This window comes from Streptomyces sp. NPDC096012, from assembly GCF_040426375.1.
GTDB lineage: Bacteria > Actinomycetota > Actinomycetes > Streptomycetales > Streptomycetaceae > Streptomyces.
Map to the genome: position 1 here is coordinate 112,846 of NZ_JBEOTD010000016.1, position 21,747 is coordinate 134,592.

Consider the following 21,747-nt stretch of genomic DNA (forward strand, 5'->3'; position numbering starts at 1 on the left):
CCGACCGACCGCCCGCCCGCACGACCACCAGGACCGGCCAACCACGTGAGCTCCTCTTCCTCCACCAGGCGCCTGCCGCACTCCCCGGTGCGGCAGGGGAGCCGTGGCGCTTACCGTCTGGTCCGTACCCCTGCGGCCACGGTGGATCCCCCCCGTCTGGACGCCGCGCAGCGCGCCGTGGTTGACCACCGCTCTGGACCGCTGCTCGTTCTCGCGGGCCCGGGCACCGGCAAGACCACCACCCTGGTCGAGTCCGTGGCCGCGCGGATCGCCCGGGGCGGCGACCCGGACCGCATCCTGGTGCTGACCTTCAGCCGCAAGGCCGCCGTCGACCTGCGCGACCGCATGGCCCTGCGCATCGGCGCGGCCCGCGCCCCCAGGGCGACCACCTTCCACTCGTACTGCTACGCACTGGTACGCGCCCACCAGGACAGCGGCCTGTTCGCCGAGCCGCTGCGGCTGCTCTCCGGCCCGGAACAGGACGTCACCGTCCGCGAGCTGCTCGCCGGCCAGCCGGCTCTCGAGCGGCTCGGACTGAACCACGTGCGCTGGCCGGACGAGCTGCGCGCCTGCCTGACCACGCGCGGCTTCGCCGACGAGGTCCGCGCGGTCCTCGCCCGCAGCCGTGAGCTGGGCCTCGCCCCCGACGCCCTCGACGCCTTCGCCCGTCGCATCGGCCGCCCCGACTGGCGGGCGGCCGCCGCGTTCCTCGCCGAGTACCTCGACGTGCTCGACATGCAGGGCGTGATCGACTACGCCGAACTCGTCCACCGGGCGGTCCTGCTCGCCCACCGCCCCGAGGCGGCCGCGCGGCTCACCGCCCGGTACGACGCCGTCTACGTCGACGAGTACCAGGACACCGACCCCGCCCAGGTACGGCTGCTGCACGCGCTGGCCGGCGGCGGGCGCACCCTGATCGCCTTCGGCGACCCCGACCAGTCGATCTACGCCTTCCGCGGTGCCGACGTCAACGGCATCCTCGACTTCCCCGAGGCCTTCCCGCGCGCGGACGGCCGCCCCGCCCCCGTCGAGGTGCTGCGCACCGCCCGCCGCTCCGGCGCCGGCCTGCTGGCCGCGACCCGCCTGATCACCCAGCGCATGCCGCTGCCCAGGTTGCCCGCCGACAAGGTGCGCGCCCACCGCGAGCCGGCCGCCGTACGCGACGGCGGACGCGTCGAGGTCTACACGTACCCGACGCCCGGCACGGAACTGGACAACATCGCGGACATCCTGCGCCGCGCGCACCTGGAGGACGGCGTCCCCTGGAGCGAGATGGCCGTACTGGTGCGCGCCGGGGCCCGCGCGCTGCCGACCCTGCGCCGCGCCCTCACCGCGGCCGGCGTCCCGGTGGACATCGACGGCGACGACCTGCCCCTGCGGCACGAGCCGGCGGTGGCACCCCTGCTGGCCGCCCTGCGGGCGGTGGCCACGGCCGAGGCACGCCGCCGCGGGGAGGAGCCCACCGCGGTGGCCACGGCCGAGGCACCACGCCCCGCGGACGAGCCCACCACATCTCTCGCGAACGACGGGACCGGTGCGCCTACCTCGCCCTCCGCGGTCGACCAGACCACTGCGCGCACCGCGCCTTCCGCGGTCGAGGAGCCCTCCGCGCCCACCCCGCCCTCCGCGATCGACGAGCCCGCCCCGCCCTCCGCGATCCACGAGCCCACCCCGCCCTCCGCGATCCACGAGCCCACCGCGCCCCCCGCCCAGGGTGAACCCCCCGCCCAGGGTGAACCGCCCGCCGGAGAAGCCGCGGCCGACGATCCGGCGGAGCGGGACCCGGACACATCCTGGCTCGGCACCGAGACCGCCCTCGCCCTGCTCGCCTCCCCCCTCGCCGGTATGGACACCGCCGATCTGCGCCGCCTCGGACGGGCCCTGCGCGAGGAGGAGCGCACCGCCGGGAACCCCCTGCCGCCCCCGTCCGACGAACTGCTCGCGCGGGCGCTCGCCGAACCCGAGCGCCTGGCCGTGCACGACCCGGCCTACGCGCGCGGGGCGCAGCGCCTGGGCGCACTGCTCCGCAAGGCCCGCGAACGCCTCTCCGGCGGCGGTACGGCCGAGGAGGCGCTGTGGGACCTGTGGGAGGGCACCCCGTGGCCCACGCGGCTGGAGCGGGCCGCACGGCGCGGCGGCGCGGCCGGCCGCAACGCCGACCGGGACCTCGACGCCGTGTGCGCCCTGTTCGCCACCGCCGCGCGCGCGGAGGAACGCACCGGCGGCCGCGGTGCCCTGAACTTCCTGGCGGAGATCGAGGCCGAGGACATCGCCGCCGACACGCTCGCGGGCCGCGCGGTACGTCCGGACGCGGTACGCCTGCTGACCGCCCACCGCTCCAAGGGGCTGCAGTGGCGGGTGGTCGTCGTGGCCGGGGTCCAAGAGGGACTGTGGCCCGATCTGCGCCGCCGGGGCTCGCTGCTGGAGGCCGACCGCATCGGCCGTGACGGACTCGCCGAACCGCTCACCCCCGGCGCCCTGCTCGCCGAGGAGCGCCGGCTCTTCTACGTGGCCGCCACGCGCGCGCGTGAGCGCCTCGTCGTCACCGCCGTGAAGGCACCCGCCGACGACGGCGACCAGCCCTCCCGGTTCCTGAGGGAACTGGGCGTCGAGGCGAAGGACGTCACCGGACGCCCCCGCCGGCCGCTGTCGGTCGCCGCGCTCGTCGCCGAGCTGCGCGCCACCACCGTCGACCCGCGCGCGTCCGAAGCGCTGCGCGAGGCCGCCGCCCGCCGGCTGGCCCGGCTCGCCGCGCTCACCGACGAGGACGGCCGCCCCCTGGTGCCGTCCGCGCACCCCTACCGCTGGTGGGGCATGTTCGAACCGACCGAGAGCAAAGTGCCGCTGCGCCACCGCGACCAGCCCGTCGTGCTCTCGGGCAGCGCCCTGGACCAGCTCGCCAACACCTGCGCCCTGCAGTGGTTCCTGGGCCGCGAGGTGAAGGCGGACGCGCCCGCCACCGCCGCCCAGGGCTTCGGCAACGTCGTCCACGTCCTCGCCGACGAGGTCGCGTCCGGCCGTACCCCGGCCGACCTCGACGTCCTGATGGAACGCCTGGACTCGGTCTGGAACGCGCTCGCCTTCGACGCCCCCTGGAAGTCGCGGCAGGAGAAGGACAACGCGCGCGTGGCGCTCGAACGGTTCCTGAACTGGCACGTACTGAACCGCACCGGCCGCACCCCCGTGGCCAGCGAACGGGACTTCGACGTCACCCTGGAGGCGGGCGACTACGAGATCCGCATCCGCGGCCAGATGGACCGCGTGGAGACGGACGGCGACGGCCGGGCCTACGTGGTCGACTTCAAGACCGGCAAACAGGCACCGAGCGCCGCCGAGGTCTCCCGCCATCCCCAGCTCGCCGTCTACCAGCTCGCCGTCCGTGAAGGCGCCGTCGACACGGCCTTCGACGGCCGCCGCCCGGAGCCGGGCGGCGCCGAACTGGTGCACCTGAGGCAGGGCGCCGCACAACGCGACGGCGGCGAGAGCCTGCCCAGGGTGCAGACCCAGGAGCCGCCGGCGGGGGAGTGGGTCGGCGAACTGCTGGCCGGCGCCGCGGGGAAGGTCCTCGACGAACGGTTCACGCCGAGCACCGGCCAGCACTGCACGCACTGCGCCTTCCGTGCCTCGTGCAGCGCCCGTCCGGAGGGACGCCACGTGGTCGAGTGAGCCGCGGCCGGGGCAGGGTGACGTACGGCACCCCACGCGCTGACCTGCGTCTCCTTCGCTCCGGGAGGCCGGTCCGTCCTCGGGTGTCAGTCCTCGCCGCTAGCCTCTTTCGACATGCCCGCCCGTATCACCGACCCCGAGCAGCTCAAAGAGCTCCTCGGCATCCCGTTCACCCCGGAGCAGACGGCCTGCATCACCGCGCCGCCCGCGCCGCAGGTGATCGTGGCCGGGGCCGGGTCCGGCAAGACCACCGTGATGGCCGCCCGCGTGGTCTGGCTCGTCGGCACCGGTCAGGTCGCCCCCGAACAGGTCCTCGGGCTGACCTTCACCAACAAGGCCGCCGGTGAGCTGGCCGAACGCGTCCGCAAGGCGCTGATCAAGGCCGGCGTCACCGACCCCGACGCCCTCCCGTCACCCGACCGCGGTTCCGCGACGGCGGCGCCGCACGCCGTCCCCTCCGCGTGGGACCCGGACAGCCCGCCCGGCGAGCCGGTCATCTCGACGTACCACTCCTTCGCCGGCCGCCTGCTCACCGACCACGGGCTGCGCCTCGGCCTGGAGCCCACCTCCCGCCTGCTGGCCGACGCCACCCGCTACCAGCTCGCCGCGCGCGTGCTGCGCGAGGCACCCGGCCCCTACCCGGCGCTGACCCGCTCCTTCGCCGACCTCGTCAGCGACCTGCTCACCCTCGACTCCGAACTCGCCGAGCACCTCGTCGGCCCCGGGGACCTGCGCGCCTGGGACACCGGCCTGCTGCACACCCTGCAGGGCGCCAAGCTCACGAATGCCGACCTGCGCAAGGTCCCCGAGGCGGCCGCGGCACGACGGGAACTCACCGAACTCGTCGAGCGCTACCGGGCCGCCAAACGCGAGCGGGATCTGCTCGACTTCGGCGACCAGATCGCCCTCTCCGCCCGCCTCGCCCGCGTCCCCGAGGTGGGCCGCCTGCTGCGCGAGGAGTTCCGCGTGGTGCTCCTGGACGAGTACCAGGACACCTCCGTCGCCCAGCGCGTCCTGCTCGCCGGCCTGTTCGGCGACGGCACCGGCCACCCGGTGACCGCCGTCGGCGACCCCTGCCAGGCCATCTACGGCTGGCGCGGTGCCTCCGTCGCCAACCTGGACGACTTCCCCGCGCACTTCGCCCACGCCGACGGCCGGACCGCCGCCCGGCAGGCGCTCAGCGAGAACCGGCGCAGCGGCGGCCGCCTCCTCGATCTCGCCAACGGCCTCGCCGAGCCCCTGCGCGCCATGCACGCGGGCGTGGAGGCACTCCGCCCGGCCCCCGGCGCCGAACACGACGGCACGGTCCGCTGCGCCCTGCTGCGCACCCATGCCGAGGAGATCGACTGGATCGCCGACTCCCTCGCCCACCTCGTGCGCACCGGCACGGCCCCCGCCGAGATCGCCGTACTGTGCCGCACCGCGAACGACTTCGCCGAGATCCAGGGCGCCCTCGTGGCCCGTGACGTCCCCGTCGAGGTGGTCGGCCTGTCCGGACTGCTGCACCTGCCCGAGGTCGCCGACCTCGTCGCCGTCTGCGAGGTCCTGCAGGACCCCGGGGCCAACGCCTCCCTGGTGCGGCTGCTGACCGGGCCCCGCTGGCGCATCGGCCCCCGGGACCTCGCCCTCCTGGGGCGCCGCGCCCGCCTGCTGGTCGCCCACGCGCGCGCGGGCGACACCGACGACCCGGACCGCCGGCTCGCCGCGGCCGTCGAGGGGGTCGATCCGTCGGAGGTGACGTCGCTCGCGGACGCCCTCGACACGTTCCTGGAGTCACCCATGCGGCAGGACTCCGAGGAAGGTGCCGACGACGGGCTGCCCTTCTCCCCTGACGCGCGCGTGCGCTTCGCCCGCCTGGCCGCCGAGCTGAGGGACCTGCGCCGCTCCCTGTCCGACCCGCTGATGGACGTCCTGCACCGCGTCCTCGCGGTCACCGGTCTCGAGGTGGAACTGTCCGCGTCCCCGCACGCCCTGGCCGCCCGCCGCCGGGAGACCCTGTCCAACTTCCTCGACGTGGCCGCGTCCTTCGCGGCGAGCGACGGCGAGGCCACCCTGCTCGCCTTCCTCGGCTTCCTGCGCACCGCCGCCCAGTACGAGAAGGGCCTCGACAACGCCCTGCCCGGTGGGGAGAACACCGTCAAGGTGCTCACCGCCCACAAGTCCAAGGGCCTGGAGTGGGACGTCGTGGCCGTCCCCGGACTCGTGCGCGGCACCTTCCCCAGTGCCCAGGGCCGCGAGAAGTGGACCGCGCAGGCCAAGGTGCTGCCGCACGCCCTGCGCGGCGACACCGACACCCTGCCCGACGTCGCCTCCTGGGACGCGCGCGGTATGAAGGACTTCCACGAGGCCATGAAGGACCACCAGCACACCGAGGAACTCCGGCTCGGCTACGTCACCTTCACCCGCCCCCGCTCCCTGCTGCTCGGCTCCGGCCACTGGTGGGGCCCCAGCCAGAAGAAACCGCGCGGCCCCTCCGACTTCCTGCGGGCCCTGCACGACCATTGCGCCGCCGGATACGGCGAGATCGAGGCATGGGCCGACGAGCCCGCCGAGGACGAGGAGAACCCGGCCCTGCACGCGGCCACCGCCGACCAGGTGTGGCCGCTCCCGCTGGACGACGACGCCCTGGCCCGCCGCCGCGCGGCCGCCGACACCGTCCTCGCCCATCTGGACGCCCTCGCCGCCCGGGGCGGTCACCCGCCGGTCCCCCAGGACTCCGTCGCCCCCGCCGCCGTCGACGACCCGGACTGGCCTGCCGCGCCGGACGACGACCGCTACGGCCAGGATCCGTACACGGCGGACGTCCCGGACGACGAGGACCCCTTCGACGACGAGTTCCCGTACGAGGAGCCTTTCGGTGACGAGCCCTCGTACGGAGATGCCCCGTACGAGGAGTCCTTCGGCAACGAGCCCCCGTACGAGGCCGCCCCGTACGACGAGGAGTTCTCCGGAGAGGAGCGCCCGGACGGGGAAGCGTTCGGCGAGGGGCCCCGGCACGGGGACGCGTTCGGCGAGGGGCCCCGGCACGGGGACGCGTTCGGAGGGGGGCTCCGGCACGGGGACGCGTTCGGAGGGGGGCTCCGGCACGGGGACGCGTTCGGCGAGGAGCGTCCCTACGGTGCGGATGCCTCCGCCCAGGACGGCCCCGCCGCCCGTGAGACCCCGAGGGCCGGCCGACCGGACGCGTCGAGGACCGGCCGGCCGACGGTCCCCCGCCAGGCACCCGCACCGCACGACCGCCCCCGGCCCGCCGGACCGCGGACCCGTCCCACCCTGCCGCCCGAGGAGGCCCGCACCATCGCCTCCTGGGACCGCGACCTCGACGCGCTCACCGGAGAGCTGCTGCGCGCCCGGCAGAGCGTCACGGACGTCCCCCTGCCCGCCGCCCTGACCGCGTCCCAGCTGCTGCGGCTGGCCGAGGACCCGGACGGGCTCGCGCAGGAACTCGCGCGCCCCATGCCGCGCCCCCCACAACCGGCAGCGCGCCGGGGCACCCGGTTCCACGCCTGGGTCGAAGCCCGCTTCGAGGAGCTGACGCTGCCCCTGCTCGAACCGGACGAGCTGCCCGGCAGCGACGCCGAGATCGCCGACGAAGAGGACCTCGAAGCCCTGAAGGAGGCCTTCGAGAACACCGAGTACGCCCGCCGCACGCCCTACCGGATCGAGGCCCCCTTCCAGATCACCCTCGCCGGCCGTGTCGTACGCGGCCGCATCGACGCCGTCTACAGGACGGGCGACGGCGACGAGGCGACCTACGAGATCGTCGACTGGAAGACCGGCCGCACCCGTACCGCCGACCCGCTGCAGCTCGCCGTGTACCGGCTGGGCTGGGCCGAGCAGCAGGGCGTGCCGCCCGAATCCGTCACGGTCGCCTTCCTGTACGTGCGCAGCGGCGAGGTCGTACGCCCACCGGACCTGCCGGACCGGGAGGCGCTGGAGCGGCTGCTCACGGGCGAGACGGAGAGGGCGCGGGAGCCGGCCCCGGAGTGACGACGGAGACAGCACCGGTGTGACGAACCGCCCGCCGAGGTTGCCGGTGCGTGCGGATAGGCTCGTGAGCATGAGCCAGACCCCGGACAGCGCCGTCCGCACGTACATCGAGCAGCATCGCGCCGCCTTCCTCGACGACCTCACCGCATGGCTGCGCATCCCCTCCGTGTCGGCCCAGCCCGAGCACGCCCCCGATGTACGGCACAGCGCCGACTGGCTCGCCGCCCATCTCCAGGAGACGGGCTTTCCCACCGTCGAGGTCTGGCCGACCCCCGGCGCCCCGGCCGTCTTCGCCGAGTGGCCCTCGGACGACCCCGACGCGCCCACCGTCCTCGTCTACGGCCACCACGACGTACAGCCCGCCGCCCGCGAGGACGGCTGGGACAGCGACCCCTTCGAACCGGTCGTCCGGGAGAACCGCCTGTACGCGCGCGGGGCGGCCGACGACAAGGGCCAGGTGTTCTTCCACACACTCGGCGTCCGCGCCCACCTCGCCGCCACCGGCCGCACCGCCCCCGCGGTCGGCCTGAAGCTCCTGATCGAGGGCGAGGAGGAGTCCGGCTCCCCGCACTTCCGCGCCCTCGTGGAAGAGCACGCGGGACGGCTCGCCGCGGACGCGGTGATCGTCTCCGACACCGGCATGTGGTCCGAGGACACCCCGACGGTCTGCACCGGCATGCGCGGTCTCGCCGAGTGCCAGATCCGTCTGTACGGCCCCGGCCAGGACATCCACTCCGGCTCCTTCGGCGGTGCCGTGCCCAACCCGGCCACCGCCGCGGCCCGCCTGGTCGCCGGACTGCACGACGAGGACGCGCGCGTGGCCGTCCCCGGCTTCTACGACGGCGTCGTCGAGCTGACCGACCGCGAGCGCGAGCTGTTCGCCGAGCTGCCCTTCGACGAGGAGCGCTGGCTGTACACCGCCAGGTCACGCGCCACCTACGGCGAGGCCGGCCACACCACCCTGGAGCGCATCTGGGCCCGGCCGACCGCCGAGGTCAACGGCATCGGCGGGGGCTACCAGGGCCCCGGCAGCAAGACGATCATCCCGTCCTCGGCGACGGTGAAGCTCTCCTTCCGGCTGGTCGCCGGCCAGGAACCGGACCACATCGAGAAGGCCGTCCGCGCCTGGGCCGCCGAGCAGGTGCCCGCCGGTATCCGTCTCGAGATCGACTTCGGTTCCGCCACGCGCCCGTGCCTGACCCCGCTCGACCACCCCGCGCTGCAGTCCGTGGCCCGCGCCATGGGCCGCGCCTTCGAGGGACCCGTCCGGTTCACCCGCGAGGGTGGCTCCGGACCCGCGGCGGACCTCCAGGACGTCCTGGGAGCCCCCGTGCTCTTCCTGGGCATCTCCGTCCCCTCCGACGGCTGGCACGCCCCCAACGAAAAGGTAGAGCTGGACCTCCTGCTCAAAGGCGTCGAGACCAGCGCCTACCTGTGGGCGGACCTGGCCGACACCTGGCGGCCCGCGCCCTGACCGGCCGGCGCCGTACGGACGGGCACCGCGAGCGGGGCACACTGGAAGAACCGCCTCGTACGCCCCGCCCGGCCCGGCCCGGTGCCCTCCCGACCTACGCCCTGCCGAACCGCCCGCCGATACGAACCGCTGCTCTGGGGGAGTTGGAAGCACCCGTGACCACCTGGACCGACGACACAGCAGACCGACCCATCTCGCTGACCGCCCCGAGCGGCATCGACCGCGCCGCCCACCACCGGCTGGACGAGGCCTGGCTCGCGGCGGCGTGGAGCCACCCCACGACCCGCTGTTTCGTCGTCTCCGGCGGCCAGGTGCTCATCGACGAGACCCCGGACGGCCGGACCGAACTCGTCATGACGCCGTCCTTCGAGGCCCCGCTCACCGAGGCGCACCGCTACTTCCTGGGCATCGACGAGGAAGGCGTGAGCTACTTCGCGCTGCAGAAGGACGCGCTTCCCGGCCGTATCGACCAGTCCGCCCGCCCGGCGGGACTGCGCGAGGCCGGGCTGCTGCTGTCGCCGCGCGACACCGGGCTCATGGTCCACGCGGTCGGTCTGGAGAACTGGCAGCGCACCCACCGCTTCTGCTCGCGCTGCGGTGAGCGCACGGTCATCGCCGCCGCCGGCCACATCCGCCGCTGCCAGGCCTGCGGCGCGGAGCACTACCCGCGCACCGACCCGGCCGTGATCATGGCGGTGACCGACGCGGACGACCGCATCCTGCTCGGCCGCCAGGTCCACTGGCCGGAGGGCCGCTTCTCCACCCTCGCCGGATTCGTCGAACCCGGCGAGTCCATCGAGCAGGCGGTGCGCCGGGAGGTGTCCGAGGAGGTCGGCGTCAGCGTCGGTCCCGTGGAGTACGTGGCCAGCCAGCCCTGGCCCTTCCCGTCCAGCCTGATGCTCGGCTTCATGGCCCGCGCCACGTCCACCGAGATCGACGTCGACGGCGACGAGATCCACGAGGCCCGCTGGTTCTCCCGCGAGGAGCTGCACGACGCCTTCGAGTCCGGCGAGGTGCTGCCGCCCTACGGCATCTCCATCGCCGCCCGCCTGATCGAGATGTGGTACGGCAAGCCCCTGCCGACGCGCAGCTTCGTCTGAGGGCATGTCCGGCGGCCGGTGCGGGCACACGACACGGCCCCGCCGGATCGGCGCCCGGGACACGGCAGGGCGGTCCCTGAGAGATCAGGAACCGCCCTGCCGTACGGTCACCGCGGCGGACCCGCGGGGTCTCACGCGGCGAGCTTCTGCTTCACCTGGGCGAGGGAGGGGTTCGTCAGCGTGCTGCCGTCTGCGAAAAGTACGGTCGGGACCGTCTGGTTCCCGCCGTTCGCCTTCTCCACGAACGCGGCCGAGTCGGGGTCCTGCTCGATGTTGATCTCGGTGTAGGCGATGCCCTCCCGCTCCATCTGGCTCTTCAGCCGACGGCAGTAACCGCACCAAGTCGTGCTGTACATCGTCACGGTGCCCTGCATCTCTCGCGCTCCTCAGGCAGCTCGGAAAAATCGTCCGGGGGTAGAACGTAGGCGATCGGCGGCTCATTCCCCGCCGGGGCATACCCACACCGCACCCGCCCGGTCACCGCGTCGCGTGTGACACCTGCCGCATAAGTACGACCGCGGGCACCCGCCTGTGGACAACCGGCACGGCAGTCTCCGGCGACCTGGCAGCATGGCGGTGTGACAGCAGCAACGCACTCCCCTCTCTTCCCGCAGGCACCGGACTCGGCCGACGCGGTGCTCGAAGGGCTCGACCCCGAGCAGCGCGAGGTGGCCACCGCCCTGCACGGCCCGGTGTGCGTGCTGGCCGGAGCGGGCACGGGCAAGACGCGGGCGATCACCCATCGCATCGCCTTCGGGGTGCGCGCCGGGATCCTGCAGCCGTCCAGCGTGCTCGCCGTCACCTTCACCAACCGCGCGGCCGGCGAGATGCGCGGCCGGCTCCGGCAGCTCGGCGCACACGGCGTCCAGGCCCGCACGTTCCACTCCGCGGCCCTGCGCCAGCTGCAGTACTTCTGGCCGAAAGCGATCGGTGGCGGCATGCCCCGGCTCGTCGATCGTAAGATCCAGCTCGTGGCCGACGCGGCCGCCGCCTGCCGCACCAAGCTCGACCGGGGAGAGCTGCGGGACGTCACGGCCGAGATCGAGTGGTCCAAGGTCACCCAGACGGTCCCCGCCGACTACCCGTACGCGGCTGCGAAGGCCGGCCGGGTCAGCCCGCGCGACCCCGCCGAGATCGCCCACCTCTACGCGGCCTACGAGGACCTCAAGCGCGATCGCGCGGTGATCGACTTCGAGGACGTCCTGCTGCTGACCGTCGCCGTCCTCCAGGACCGGAGCGACATCGCCGAGCAGATCCGCGCGCAGTACCAGCACTTCGTCGTCGACGAGTACCAGGACGTCAGCCCGCTCCAGCAGCGGCTGCTGGAGCTGTGGCTCGGCGACCGCGAGAGCCTGTGCGTCGTCGGTGACGCCAGCCAGACCATCTATTCGTTCACGGGAGCAACGCCCGACCATCTCCTCGACTTCCGTGCCAGGCATCCCGGCGCCACCGTCGTGAAGCTGGTCCGTGACTACCGCTCCACCCCCCAGATCGTCCGTCTGGCCAACGGGCTGCTCGCCCAGGCCCGCGGCCGGGCCGCCGACAACCGGCTGGAACTGGTCTCCCAGCGCGGCCCGGGCCCGGAGCCCGCCTACACCGAGTACACCGACGAGCCCGCCGAGGCCGAGGGCGCCGCCCGCCGCATCCGGGAGCTGATCGACGCGGGCGTCCCGGCCGCCGAGATCGCCGTCCTGTTCCGTACGAACGCCCAGTCCGAGACCTACGAGCAGGCCCTCGCCGACGCCGGGGTCCCCTACCAGCTGCGTGGCGCCGAGCGGTTCTTCGACCGGCCCGAGGTGCGCAAGGCCTGGGCCGCCCTGCGCGCCGCGGCCCGTTTCGGCGGCAACGACTCCCTGCTGGACGACGTGGTCGATCTGGCCTCGCAGGTGCGCGCGGTGCTGTCCGGCGAGGGCTGGACCACCGAGCCCCCGGCCGGTTCCGGCGCCGTGCGAGAGCGCTGGGAATCGCTCGCCGCGCTGGTCGGCCTCGCCCACGACCTGGCCGCCGCGAAGCCCGGCGCCACCCTCGGCGACTTCGCGGCCGAGCTGGACGAGCGGGCGAACGCCCAGCACGCCCCGACCGTCCAGGGCGTGACCCTCGCCTCCCTGCACGCCGCCAAGGGCCTGGAGTGGGACGTCGTCTTCCTGGTCGGCGTCGCCGAGGGCATGCTGCCCATCAGCTATGCCAAGACCGACGAGCAGATCGAGGAGGAGCGCCGGCTCCTCTACGTCGGCGTGACCCGGGCGCGCGAGCGCCTCCATGTCTCCTGGGCCCTGTCCCGCTCACCCGGCGGCCGTCCCAGCCGTCGGCCCAGCCGCTTCCTCGACGGCCAGCGCCCCGGCACCACCGCCACCGTCGGCCGCTCCGGGCCCGGCGGCGCCGGGGGCGTCGAGCGCGGGATCACCGGGAGCGCCGTCGCCGTGCCCCGGCGTGCCCAGCGCGTGCCGGCCCGCTGCCGGGTCTGCGGCCGCACGCTGACCGAGGCGGGCGAGATGAAGCTGATGCGCTGTGAGGACTGCCCGTCGGACATGGACGAAGGACTCTACGAACGGCTCAGGCAGTGGCGGGCGGTCCAGGCCGAGCGCAGCGGGCAGCCGGACTTCTGCGTCTTCACCGACCGGACGCTGATGGCCATCGCCGAGGCGCGGCCGGAGAGCCCCGCCGAGCTCTCCCGCATCCCGGGTGTCCTCAGCCGCAAGTTGCGCAGCCACGGGGCCGACGTTCTGGCCATCTGCGCAGGCCGGGAACCTGTCGGGGACGACGAGGGGGACTGATGCGAACTCGACGGAAAAATAGTTTGCGCATGCCCCGGCAATCCCCATAGGTTCTAGGCACGGAAGCAGCGGCCTTCTAAAAGACCGCGGCTTCGTGTTGTACTTGCATACCCGAGTGGGCTGGTTCATCCCAGCTCCTGAGACGCCGAGAGGAGGCGAGTCCTGTGATCAGCATCAACTTCAGCACCATCAGCGCGGCCGAACTGACCGATCGCCCGACCGTCTCCACGTGCATGCTCGGCGCCTCGAACAAGGGCACCGGTCTGTCCGGCATTCGTGCCGTCCGTCCGGCGTCCTCCGCGTCCTCTGCGGGCCTTCCCGTCCGCGAGCGCAATGAGCGACCGACCAAGGCACTGGAAGCAGTAGAGGCACAGGCGCATGCCTATGCCTTCGCGGCGGCCGGTGCCGGATTCCGGAAGCAGACGACGCAGCACCACCTGATGTGGGCCTTCCGTGGGCCAGAACCCTGGAGTGATCCAGCCTGATCGCCGATCAGGCCGGCGCCTTCAGGGCCGCGGAACCCCACCCGGGATCCGCGGCCCTTCTGTTTGCCCCGAACGGGGCAACGGAGCGAAGGGGCCTCGGGACAGGAATCGAACCCGGTACCAAGCCGCCACCGGTCAACCGGCCGGACCGACAGACGAGGAAGACGAACCGTGCAACTCGAAGCGCACGCCCCGTCCGTACCGCCTTCACGAACGCTCCCCCCGCCCGGTCTCACGGAGGACTCCGCCTTGACCCCCCTCACCACGCTCACCGCGCTCGACGACGCCATCGAGAACCTCGGCGTACCCGTCCCCTGCCGTTCCTACGACCCGGAGGTCTTCTTCGCCGAGTCGCCCGCGGACGTGGAGTACGCCAAGTCCCTCTGCCGCACCTGCCCGCTGATGGAGGCCTGCCTCGCCGGCGCCAAGGAGCGGCGTGAGCCCTGGGGCGTCTGGGGTGGCGAGCTCTTCGTCCAGGGTGTCGTCGTCGCCCGGAAGCGGCCGCGTGGCCGCCCGCGGAAGAACCCGGTCACGGCATGAACACCGCAGGAACGATCGACCGTCCCCTCACGCACGACCCCAAGAAGCAGGCCCCGATGAAGCCGTCCACCAGCGAGCCCGCAGGCTCCGCGATTCCGGAATTCACCACCACCGGCGCGACCGAAGCGCGTCAGGACAGGAACCGAGAGATGCAACTCATGCAAGAAGCCCTGGCTCGTGCGCATATGCACGAGCGACTGGATGACGCCGTGCGCGAGCGCCGCGCCATGCGCCTGGCGGTCGCCCAGCGGATGCAGCGCCGGGCCGAGCGTGCCTCGCTGCGCGCCCGCCGCGCGCTCGCCATGGCGGTCATGCAGTAACCCTCACACCACGGAAGCGGTGGCCTCCCGGTCAGGGAGGCGAAGAGTTCCGCGCGGGGCCCGGTCCGGCCGAACGGACCGGGCCCCGCGGTGCGTTGCTTCCGGCGATCCACCGGCCGCGGGGTTATCGTCGCGGCGTGACGAGTCTTCCCGGGGGCAGTGATCAGGGCGGCTCCGGCCCGGAGCCCCGTACTCTCCTGTGCGCCCGCTGCGGCACTCCCGCGGGCGGTCCCCAGCCGGCCACCTGGACCTGCTCCGTGGAGAACGGCATCCGCCGCTACTTCTGCGAGACCTGTTCCAGGGAGAACCTGCGGGCGATCGAGGGCCGGCTGGATCCTTCCTGGTGGTGAGTGCCCCCTTCCCGGGAAACGGCGACGCGACGGAACGCGCCCCGGGAAGGTGGCGGCGCCGGCAGGTCACGCGCCCGCAGGTGAAACGCCCGCTGGTCAATCGCCCGCAGGTCACGCGCCCGCCGGTTCCTCCTCCGCCGATTCGTCATCGGAGCGGAAGCCGGGAAGCCACTCCTGCAGTTCCTCGCGCATCCGCACCGTGGCGCCCAGCTGGCAGAGCACCCCGATCGTGCTGAGCGTCACCCGGTGGATCAGCAGATAGGCCGGCGGCAGGTTGAGCTGCTTGCCCAGCTGGTAGGCGGGGGAGCGGGGGTCGGCGACACGCGCGGCCTGGCTGCGCATCCACGACCGGGTGAAGGTGAACGCCTCGGCCCGGGCCGGCTCGATGATCGGCAGCAGGTAGTCCAGGACGGCGTCCGGGTGGAGCTCTATGGACTCCTTCACGAACCCCTCCGCGCAGAGCAGTTCGTAGACCGACTCGGCGTCGCCGTCCAGGGTCAGGCGCAGCGAGACGCCGATCGGCAGGGGCAGACCTCCGGGGAGCCGGTCGACCGTGCCGAAGTCGAGGACGCCCAGCCGCCAGTCCTCCTCGCCGGCCGGGCCGCCGGGCAGCAGACGGAAGTTGCCCGGATGGGGGTCGGCGTGCAGCAGCCCGGTGCGGGCCGGCCCCGAGAACAGGAAGCGGGCGAGCAGCTGGCCGGCCCGGTCGCGCTGCTCCGGGGTGCCATCGTTGATGATCTCCGACAGCGGGATGCCGTCCATCCACTCGGTGACCAGGATCTGGTCGCACTGGTGCACCACCGCCGGGACCACCACGTCCGGGTCGTCCGCGAACTCCTCCGCGTGCGCGCTCTGGGCCTGGGCCTCCAGTGCGTAGTCCAGCTCCTCGGAGACGCGGTCCCGCAGCTCCGCGATGAGCGGCTTGATGTCCATGCCCGGGATCAGCGGCCCGAGCAGCCGAGCGAAGCGGCTCAGTTGGCCGAGGTCGGACAGCAGGGCCTCACCGGCGCCCGGGTACTGCACCTTGACGGCCACCTCCCGGCCGTCGTGCCAGACCGCCCGGTGCACCTGGCCGATGGAGGCCGCGGCCGCCGGCTTGTCCTCGAACTCCTCGAAGAGGTCGCGCCAGTCCGGCCCCAGCCGCTCGGTGAGGACCGCGTGCACCGTGCGCGTCGGCATCGGCGGTGCCGCTTCCTGGAGCTTGGTCAGTGCCGCCCGGTAGGGGCCGGCGACCTCCTCGGGCAGCGCCGACTCGAAGACGGACAGGGCCTGCCCGAACTTCATCGCGCCGCCCTTGAGCTCGCCGAGCACCTTGAACAGCTGCTCCGCCGTGCGCTGTTGCAGCTCCCGGCCGACGATCTCCGCCGACTCACCCACGATCCGCTTGCCCAGCCCCCACGTGGCCCGGCCGGCGAAGCCGAGCGGGAGCGCGGCGAGCTTGGCGGTCCGGGTGACCGCCTTCCGGGGAAGATCAGACATGCGCCCTCCAGGTCCCAGTCGGCCGCGCCGCTCGCGCCTCGCGTCGTCGGTGCGCCGACGGCCGTTGCACCGCCATTGTCGCGCGCCGCTTCCCGATGGTTGCGGACTGCCTCCCCCTACCTCTCTCCGCCGCACCGCATCCGCATGCCGGATGCGGCCGGACCGGCCGGGAGCCCCAGCTCAGGCCGGGTAGGGAGGCCTCCCAGCGGGCCCCGACAGCGGAGGGTGACCCGCCGTCGAGGAAGGCCAGGGCGTGTGCCGCGGCCAGTCCGGCGACCGCGGTGGCCAGCGTCAGGTCGCAGGCACCGGCCGGGCGCGCGTGGCCGGACCGCCACTGGGAGAGCAGCCGGGGCCAGGCCGGGTCCCGGTCCGTGCGGTCCTCGTGCAGACAGCGGGCGCAGCCGGTCTCGCCGGGCAGCACGAGCGGGCCGACCACGCCGGTGCCCTCCACGACCCCGGCGTACAGATGCGGTGTGCCGGAAGCCATGAGCGGTTCGGCGGAGAGGGGATCGGGTGCGTGCACGGCCACGTCGTCCCGGGGGGCGAGGATCACCAGGGAGAGGCCGGGGTCCGCCGCGCCGGAGCCGGGGGAGTGCGGGCGGCGCGGTGCGCTGTCCGGTGCCGCGCGGCGGACGGCGGCCCGCGCCGCCGCCTCCCTGCGCTCACCGAGGGACTCGGGAGGCAGCCCGCCCGGTGCCACGTCCCAGGGCTCGACGTGGCCGACGTCGCGTACGTCGACCTCGCCCACGCCGGCACCCGACAGCGCCGCCGCCAGCACGGCGCCGACCCGCCCGGCGCCGTGGACCTGCACCCGCAGGGCGCGGCGGGCGGCGAGCCGGTCCAGTGCGCCGCCCGGCTCGCTCGTGGTCAGGGTCAGCGACGCGAGGTCGGGGCGCAGCCGCCGCAGGACGTCCGGCTTCTCCCGCAGGGCGGTCGCGGCCGGTCCGCCGCCGCGCGCGTCGTCCACGAGGCCCGCGCGGGCCAGCCGGCCCACCAGTGCGTCGACCCGTCCGTCCGGGAGGGCCATGCGGCGGCCCTCCTGGCGCAGCAGCGGCAGCCCGCGGGTGCCGTTGAGCAGGTCGAGGAAGCCGCCCGTCGCCGTGTCCACCGGTCCGAGTGTCAGCGCGTGCGCCGGGGTCATGCCGAATTGCACGGTGTCGAGATCACGCCAGCCGCGCCGCAGCGCCGGCTTCACCATCGGATGCATGACTGCCCCCCCCGTATCCGTTGAAAAATCCCATAACGTCCGTGCACGTCTTCGGCCGGCGGAACCGGTCACGCTCCGCCCACGGCCGCCAGCATGCCCGGCCCGGGCGCCGAGTGCGGAAAGTTATCCACAGGCTGGGGGTGTTCGTCGTACAAATCAATCGAATGAATCGGAAAAATAAGCGGAGTAAAAGCGGTAAAGCGGACATCGTGATCGGTCATACGATTCCAACGCATGGTGAGGGATCTTGATCGAAGCGTCCCGCAGCCGGGACTTTGCCGGTACCCAGCAGGTAACGTCGGGGCGTGCCCGCCGACCCACTGCACCGCGCCGGAAAGCCACAGCGCAGCACGACGAGCCAGCCGCCCGGCGGCTCCAGGGCGAGCGCGATCGAGGTCCGCAGGAGTGCCCGGCGCCGCCGGACGGTCTCCGCGTACCGCGAGGGCGATCGCACCGTCGTGCTCATCCCCGCCCGGATGTCGAAGGCGGAGGAGCAGCGCTGGGTCACCGTCATGCTCGACAAACTCGCCGCCCAGGAGAGCAAGCGGCTCCTGGGCGACTCCGAGCTGGCCGAGCGCGCCGAGCGGCTGTCGGCCCAGTACTTCGGCGGCCGGGCCCGGCCCGTCTCGGTGCGCTGGGTGACCAACCAGAACACCCGCTGGGGTTCGTGCACGCCCGCCGAGGGCAGCATCCGGCTCTCGCACCGCCTGCAGGGCATGCCGGAGTACGTCGTGGACTACGTGCTCTGTCACGAGCTGGCGCATCTGCTGGTCCCCGGGCACGGACCCGACTTCTGGCGGCTGCTGGAGACCTATCCGCGCACCGAGCGCGCCCGCGGCTACCTCGAGGGCGTGGTCGCCGCCGAACGGCTGCCGCACGCGCCGGGCTCGCCCGGCGAGTGACCGCCCCGCCGGCGCGCGCGTCCCGCCCGCCCACCGGCACGCGGGAACCGCCGGCTCGCCCCGCGTTCCCCGGCCGGCGCCCGCGTTCCCCGGCCGGCGCCCGCGTTCCCCGGCCGGCGCCCGCGATGCCCGGCCCGCCCAGCGTTCCCCGGCCCGCCCCCGCGTGTGAGCGGCCGGGCGCGGTTGTGTACCGGGTGTGTACCGACCCGGCCCGATCGGGGCTGACGCCGGTCGTTGCCGTTAGCCTGGCGCGACGCACTCGCATTCGGGATGGGGGACGGTCGTAACGCATGGCCAGGGAATTCCAACGCGGCCACAAGGCCAGGATCAGTGACCTCACGGCGGGCACGGATCTGTACGTAGGCGTGCAGATCACCGGCCCCGGACTGACCTTCGACATCAGCTGCTTCGGTCTGGACGCGGACGAGCGCCTGTCGGACGACCGGTACTTCGTCTTCTTCAACCAGCCGAAGTCCCCGGAGGAGTCCATCCAGCTGCTGGGCGCCCAGGCGGGCGACACGGAGTCCTTCCGGATCACGCTCGACCGGATCCCGCAGCAGATCCGCAAGCTGTCCTTCACGGCGACCATCGACGGCGCCGGCCAGATGTCCCAGGTCGCACCCGGCTATCTGCGCGTCGTGGCGGGCGGCGAGGAGGTCGCCCGGTACTCGTTCAACGGGTCGGAGTTCTCCACCGAGCGGGCCGTGATGCTCGGTGACTTCTACTTCAAGGACGGCTGGCGGTTCGCCGCGGTCGGGCAGGGTTTCGACGGCGGCCTGGACGCGCTGCTGAAGAACTTCGGCGGCGAGGTGCTGGAGGAGGAGGCGCCGGCCGCTCCGCAGCAGCCGCACTCCGGTGCCGCACCCGGCTTCGCCCCGCCCGCCCAGGCCGCCGCGGCGCCCGCGTTCGGAGCCCCGGCCGCCCCCGCTCCGGCCCCCGTGCCCGCACCCGCCCCCGCCCCGCAGGGCTTCGCGCCGCCGCCCGGCCACACGCCGCCCCCGGCTCCCGCGCCGAACGTGCACGCCGCGCCGACGATCGTCGCCCCCCTCACCCCGCCCGGCGGCGGCACCGTCCCGCCCCCCGCCCCGGCACCCGCGCCCTACGGCCAGCCGCCCCAGCAGCCGTCGTACGGCGGCGGGCCGGGCGCGCCGATGCCCCCGGGGTACGGCCAGCAGCCGCCTGCCCACGGCGGCGGGCCCACCGCGCCCATGCCTCCGGGCTACGGCCAGGTACCCGGCCCGCAGGCCGCCCCCTACGGCGTGCCGCAAGGCGCACCCCAGGGCGGCGCCGGGGTGACGGCCGCGCTCCAGGCGTTCAAGGAGACGCCGACCGGACAGCGCTGGACGCAGCAGAACAAGAAGCTCGTCCGCGTCGACCTCGGCATCGGCGGACAGCCCGTGCTGGCCCGGCAGGGCAGCATGGTGCTCTACCAGGGCAAGGTCGACTTCAGCTACAAGGGCGCCGGGTTCACCGGGCGGATCGTCGGCAACGCCACCGGCCAGGAGATGCAGCTGATGCGCTGCACCGGCCAGGGCCAGGTGTTCCTCGCCGAGAACTCCACCCATCTGCACCCGGTCGAGCTGCAGGGCGACGCCCTCTGCGTCTCCGCGGAGAACGTCCTCGCCTTCGACGAGAGCCTGCGGTACGAGGTCCGCCGCGTCGAGGGCCACGGGATCCCCGGCGGCGCTCTGTTCACCATGCAGTTCCAGGGCACCGGCACGATCGTCGTCAAGACGCACGGCACGCCCGTGGTCCTGCCGGTCACGCCGACCACCTTCGCCGACTGCAACGCGGTCGTGGCGTGGTCGGCCGCCTCCCAGGTGATCGTCTCCAGCCAGGTCCGCATGCGCCGCAACGCCTATCCGGGCGACACGGGGGAGGGCGTCAATCTCCAGTTCCGGGGTGCGCCCGGCAACTTCATCGTCGTCCAGCCGTACGAGGTCTGAGGGAGCCCGTCATGAACCAGCCGCTCGCGGGATACGCCCCCGCACCCGTCACCGCGCGCATGGAGAACCACGGCAACCACATGCTGAAGGTCGCCATGCAGACCGGAAGCGACCTCCTCGCGCGCGTGGGGTCGATGGTCGCCTACGAAGGCTTCATCCAGTACGAGCCCAACCCGCCGGCCGTCCGGCAGATCGCCCGTGACTGGATCACCGGCGAGGGCGCGCCCCTGATGAAGTGCTCCGGCGACGGCCTGCTCTACCTCGCCGACTACGGCGCCGACGTCGTCGTGATCAACCTCAACGGCGACGGCATCTCCGTCAACGCCACCAACCTGCTCGCCTTCGACGCCCACCTCAGCTGGGGTGTGGAGCGGGTCAAGGGCCTCGCGAAGTTCGCCGGGCAGGGTCTGTGGAACACGAAGATCTCCGGCCAGGGCTGGGTCGCGCTGACCTCCCGCGGCAAGCCGATCGTCGTGGACTGCGGTGGCGGCGAGGACGAGACGTACGTCGACCCGGACGCGCTCGTCGCCTGGTCCCCGAACCTGAAGGTGAAGGGCAAGCGCAGCTTCAAGGCGCAGTCGCTGATCGGCCGGGGCAGCGGCGAGGCCTACCAGATGGCCTTCTCCGGCCAGGGCATCGTCGTCGTCCAGCCCAGTGAGGACAGCACCGACCGCCTCCGGGTCCGGGGCTGAGGGGGAGCCAGAACACCATGCAGAGCCCGCTTTTCGCGCACAACGACCTGCAGACCCAGGAACGCTGGAGTCTGCAGAACAAGCAGATGCTCCGCGTCACCCTGGAGGGTCACGACGACATCCTCGCCCGCAAGGGCACCATGGTCGCCTACCAGGGCCTGGTCGAGTTCGACGCCGAGTACCGCAGCAACAACCAGTCACGCGCGCGTGCGTACACCGGCGAGGGCCTGGACCTGATGCGCTGCCACGGCCAGGGCACGGTCTACCTCGCCAACCTCGCCCAGCACGTGCACGTCATGGACGTCGAGCAGGACGGGCTGACCGTGGACAGCTCCTACGTCCTCGCCATGGACTCCTCGCTGCACCACGAGGTCATCGCCGTCGACAGCCTCTACGGCATCTCCGGCTCCGGGAAGTACCAGCTGAACATCACCGGACGCGGCAAGGTCGCCCTGATGACCTCGGGCGCGCCGCTGCTGATGCAGGTCACGCCGGACAGGTACGTCAACTGCGACGCGGACGCGATCGTCGCCTGGTCCACCGGTCTGCGCGTGCAGATGCAGGCGCAGACCCACTCCTCCGGTGTGTGGCGCAGGCGCGGCAACACCGGTGAGGGCTGGGAGCTGAGCTTCATGGGCGCCGGCTTCGCGCTCGTCCAGCCCAGCGAGCTGCTGCCGCCGCAGAACGCGCAGATCGGGCAGGGCCTCGCCGCGCAGTTCGGCATGGGGCAGCAGGGCGCGCGCGGACACAACCAGGGCAACGTCTGGAGCTGACCGTCGGCAAAGCGGGCGCGGGGTGCGCCCGGCAGCAGACGTCAGCGAC

17 protein-coding genes are annotated in these 21,747 nt (G+C 73.4%); 13 read left to right on the forward strand and 4 right to left on the reverse strand.

Features of this window, described 5'->3' with window-relative positions:
- Window positions 1-45: 45 nt before the first annotated feature.
- The 4 genes from ABVB68_RS18050 to nudC all read left to right on the forward strand — a co-directional run bounded on the left by ABVB68_RS18050 (window position 46) and on the right by nudC (window position 10,230).
- Window positions 46-3,666, forward strand: a complete 3,621-nt coding sequence (locus ABVB68_RS18050; RefSeq protein WP_503006156.1) for an ATP-dependent helicase — start codon at window positions 46-48, stop codon at window positions 3,664-3,666.
- A 114-nt stretch (window positions 3,667-3,780) separates the two neighbouring features.
- The gene (locus ABVB68_RS18055; protein ID WP_353602068.1) at window positions 3,781-7,656 is read left to right on the forward strand and encodes a UvrD-helicase domain-containing protein; all 3,876 of its coding nucleotides are present in this window, start codon (window positions 3,781-3,783) and stop codon (window positions 7,654-7,656) included.
- 70 nt (window positions 7,657-7,726) lie between these two features.
- Window positions 7,727-9,130 carry a dipeptidase gene (locus tag ABVB68_RS18060; protein WP_353602069.1) on the forward strand — a complete coding sequence of 468 codons (1,404 nt, stop codon included), beginning with the start codon at window positions 7,727-7,729 and terminating at the stop codon, window positions 9,128-9,130.
- A 155-nt stretch (window positions 9,131-9,285) separates the two neighbouring features.
- Window positions 9,286-10,230, forward strand: a complete 945-nt coding sequence (gene nudC, locus ABVB68_RS18065; RefSeq protein WP_353602070.1) for an NAD(+) diphosphatase — start codon at window positions 9,286-9,288, stop codon at window positions 10,228-10,230.
- A 131-nt stretch (window positions 10,231-10,361) separates the two neighbouring features.
- Here nudC and ABVB68_RS18070 read toward each other — a convergent pair whose 3' ends face one another.
- Window positions 10,362-10,604, reverse strand: a complete 243-nt coding sequence (locus ABVB68_RS18070; protein ID WP_250403424.1) for a mycoredoxin — start codon at window positions 10,602-10,604, stop codon at window positions 10,362-10,364.
- 204 nt (window positions 10,605-10,808) lie between these two features.
- Here ABVB68_RS18070 and ABVB68_RS18075 point away from each other — a divergent pair, with 204 nt between their 5' ends.
- The 5 genes from ABVB68_RS18075 (at window position 10,809) to ABVB68_RS18095 (ending at window position 14,699) form a co-directional block, all read left to right on the forward strand.
- Window positions 10,809-13,004, forward strand: coding sequence for an ATP-dependent DNA helicase UvrD2 (locus ABVB68_RS18075; RefSeq protein ID WP_353602071.1), 2,196 nt, complete (start codon window positions 10,809-10,811; stop codon window positions 13,002-13,004).
- 164 nt (window positions 13,005-13,168) lie between these two features.
- A complete protein-coding gene (locus ABVB68_RS18080) occupies window positions 13,169-13,489 on the forward strand; it encodes a hypothetical protein (RefSeq protein WP_353602072.1) in 321 nt (106 codons plus the stop codon).
- A gap of 171 nt (window positions 13,490-13,660) precedes the next feature.
- The gene (locus ABVB68_RS18085; protein WP_353602073.1) at window positions 13,661-14,029 is read left to right on the forward strand and encodes a WhiB family transcriptional regulator; all 369 of its coding nucleotides are present in this window, start codon (window positions 13,661-13,663) and stop codon (window positions 14,027-14,029) included.
- Window positions 14,026-14,349: a putative WhiB-interacting protein gene (locus ABVB68_RS18090; RefSeq protein WP_353602074.1), complete on the forward strand. Its 324-nt coding sequence runs from the start codon at window positions 14,026-14,028 to the stop codon at window positions 14,347-14,349. Before ABVB68_RS18085 ends, ABVB68_RS18090 begins: the two co-directional genes overlap by 4 nt.
- A gap of 137 nt (window positions 14,350-14,486) precedes the next feature.
- Entirely contained in the window at window positions 14,487-14,699 is a 213-nt protein-coding gene (locus tag ABVB68_RS18095) for a hypothetical protein (protein ID WP_353602075.1), read from the forward strand.
- Window positions 14,700-14,810: 111 nt separating this feature from the next.
- Here ABVB68_RS18095 and ABVB68_RS18100 read toward each other — a convergent pair whose 3' ends face one another.
- The 3 genes from ABVB68_RS18100 to ABVB68_RS18110 form a co-directional block, all read right to left on the reverse strand.
- Complete coding sequence (locus ABVB68_RS18100; protein WP_353602076.1) at window positions 14,811-16,178, reverse strand: ABC1 kinase family protein; 1,368 nt, start codon at window positions 16,176-16,178, stop codon at window positions 14,811-14,813.
- Complete coding sequence (locus ABVB68_RS18105) at window positions 16,171-17,385, reverse strand: TOMM precursor leader peptide-binding protein (protein ID WP_353602077.1); 1,215 nt, start codon at window positions 17,383-17,385, stop codon at window positions 16,171-16,173. The genes ABVB68_RS18100 and ABVB68_RS18105 overlap by 8 nt, the downstream gene beginning before the upstream one ends.
- Before the next feature lie 68 nt (window positions 17,386-17,453).
- Window positions 17,454-17,606: a hypothetical protein gene (locus tag ABVB68_RS18110; protein WP_353602078.1), complete on the reverse strand. Its 153-nt coding sequence runs from the start codon at window positions 17,604-17,606 to the stop codon at window positions 17,454-17,456.
- 84 nt (window positions 17,607-17,690) lie between these two features.
- On the opposite strand from ABVB68_RS18110, the gene ABVB68_RS18115 reads away from it, so the two are divergent.
- From ABVB68_RS18115 to ABVB68_RS18130, 4 genes are all read left to right on the forward strand, one after another.
- On the forward strand, window positions 17,691-18,287 hold the full coding sequence (locus ABVB68_RS18115; RefSeq protein ID WP_353602079.1) for a M48 metallopeptidase family protein: 597 nt from the start codon (window positions 17,691-17,693) through the stop codon (window positions 18,285-18,287).
- A 290-nt stretch (window positions 18,288-18,577) separates the two neighbouring features.
- Entirely contained in the window at window positions 18,578-20,233 is a 1,656-nt protein-coding gene (locus ABVB68_RS18120) for a TerD family protein (protein ID WP_353602080.1), read from the forward strand.
- An 11-nt stretch (window positions 20,234-20,244) separates the two neighbouring features.
- Window positions 20,245-20,925, forward strand: coding sequence for an AIM24 family protein (locus tag ABVB68_RS18125; RefSeq protein WP_353602081.1), 681 nt, complete (start codon window positions 20,245-20,247; stop codon window positions 20,923-20,925).
- A gap of 17 nt (window positions 20,926-20,942) precedes the next feature.
- Window positions 20,943-21,698 (forward strand): AIM24 family protein, encoded by a 756-nt coding sequence (locus ABVB68_RS18130; protein WP_353602082.1) that lies wholly within the window; start codon window positions 20,943-20,945, stop codon window positions 21,696-21,698.
- The last annotated feature ends 49 nt before the right edge of the window (window positions 21,699-21,747 follow it).

Bases quoted from the DNA above. Each gene is read 5' to 3' on its own strand.
- ABVB68_RS18055 (WP_353602068.1), top strand. From the start codon at position 3,781: ATGCCCGCCCGTATCACCGACCCCGAGCAGCTCAAAGAGCTCCTCGGC.
- ABVB68_RS18110 (WP_353602078.1), bottom strand. From the start codon at position 17,606: ATGACCGATCACGATGTCCGCTTTACCGCTTTTACTCCGCTTATTTTT.
- ABVB68_RS18100 (WP_353602076.1), bottom strand. From the start codon at position 16,178: ATGTCTGATCTTCCCCGGAAGGCGGTCACCCGGACCGCCAAGCTCGCC.
- ABVB68_RS18070 (WP_250403424.1), bottom strand. From the start codon at position 10,604: ATGCAGGGCACCGTGACGATGTACAGCACGACTTGGTGCGGTTACTGC.
- ABVB68_RS18090 (WP_353602074.1), top strand. From the start codon at position 14,026: ATGAACACCGCAGGAACGATCGACCGTCCCCTCACGCACGACCCCAAG.
- ABVB68_RS18105 (WP_353602077.1), bottom strand. From the start codon at position 17,385: ATGCATCCGATGGTGAAGCCGGCGCTGCGGCGCGGCTGGCGTGATCTC.
- ABVB68_RS18120 (WP_353602080.1), top strand. From the start codon at position 18,578: ATGGCCAGGGAATTCCAACGCGGCCACAAGGCCAGGATCAGTGACCTC.
- ABVB68_RS18125 (WP_353602081.1), top strand. From the start codon at position 20,245: ATGAACCAGCCGCTCGCGGGATACGCCCCCGCACCCGTCACCGCGCGC.
- ABVB68_RS18130 (WP_353602082.1), top strand. From the start codon at position 20,943: ATGCAGAGCCCGCTTTTCGCGCACAACGACCTGCAGACCCAGGAACGC.
- ABVB68_RS18060 (WP_353602069.1), top strand. From the start codon at position 7,727: ATGAGCCAGACCCCGGACAGCGCCGTCCGCACGTACATCGAGCAGCAT.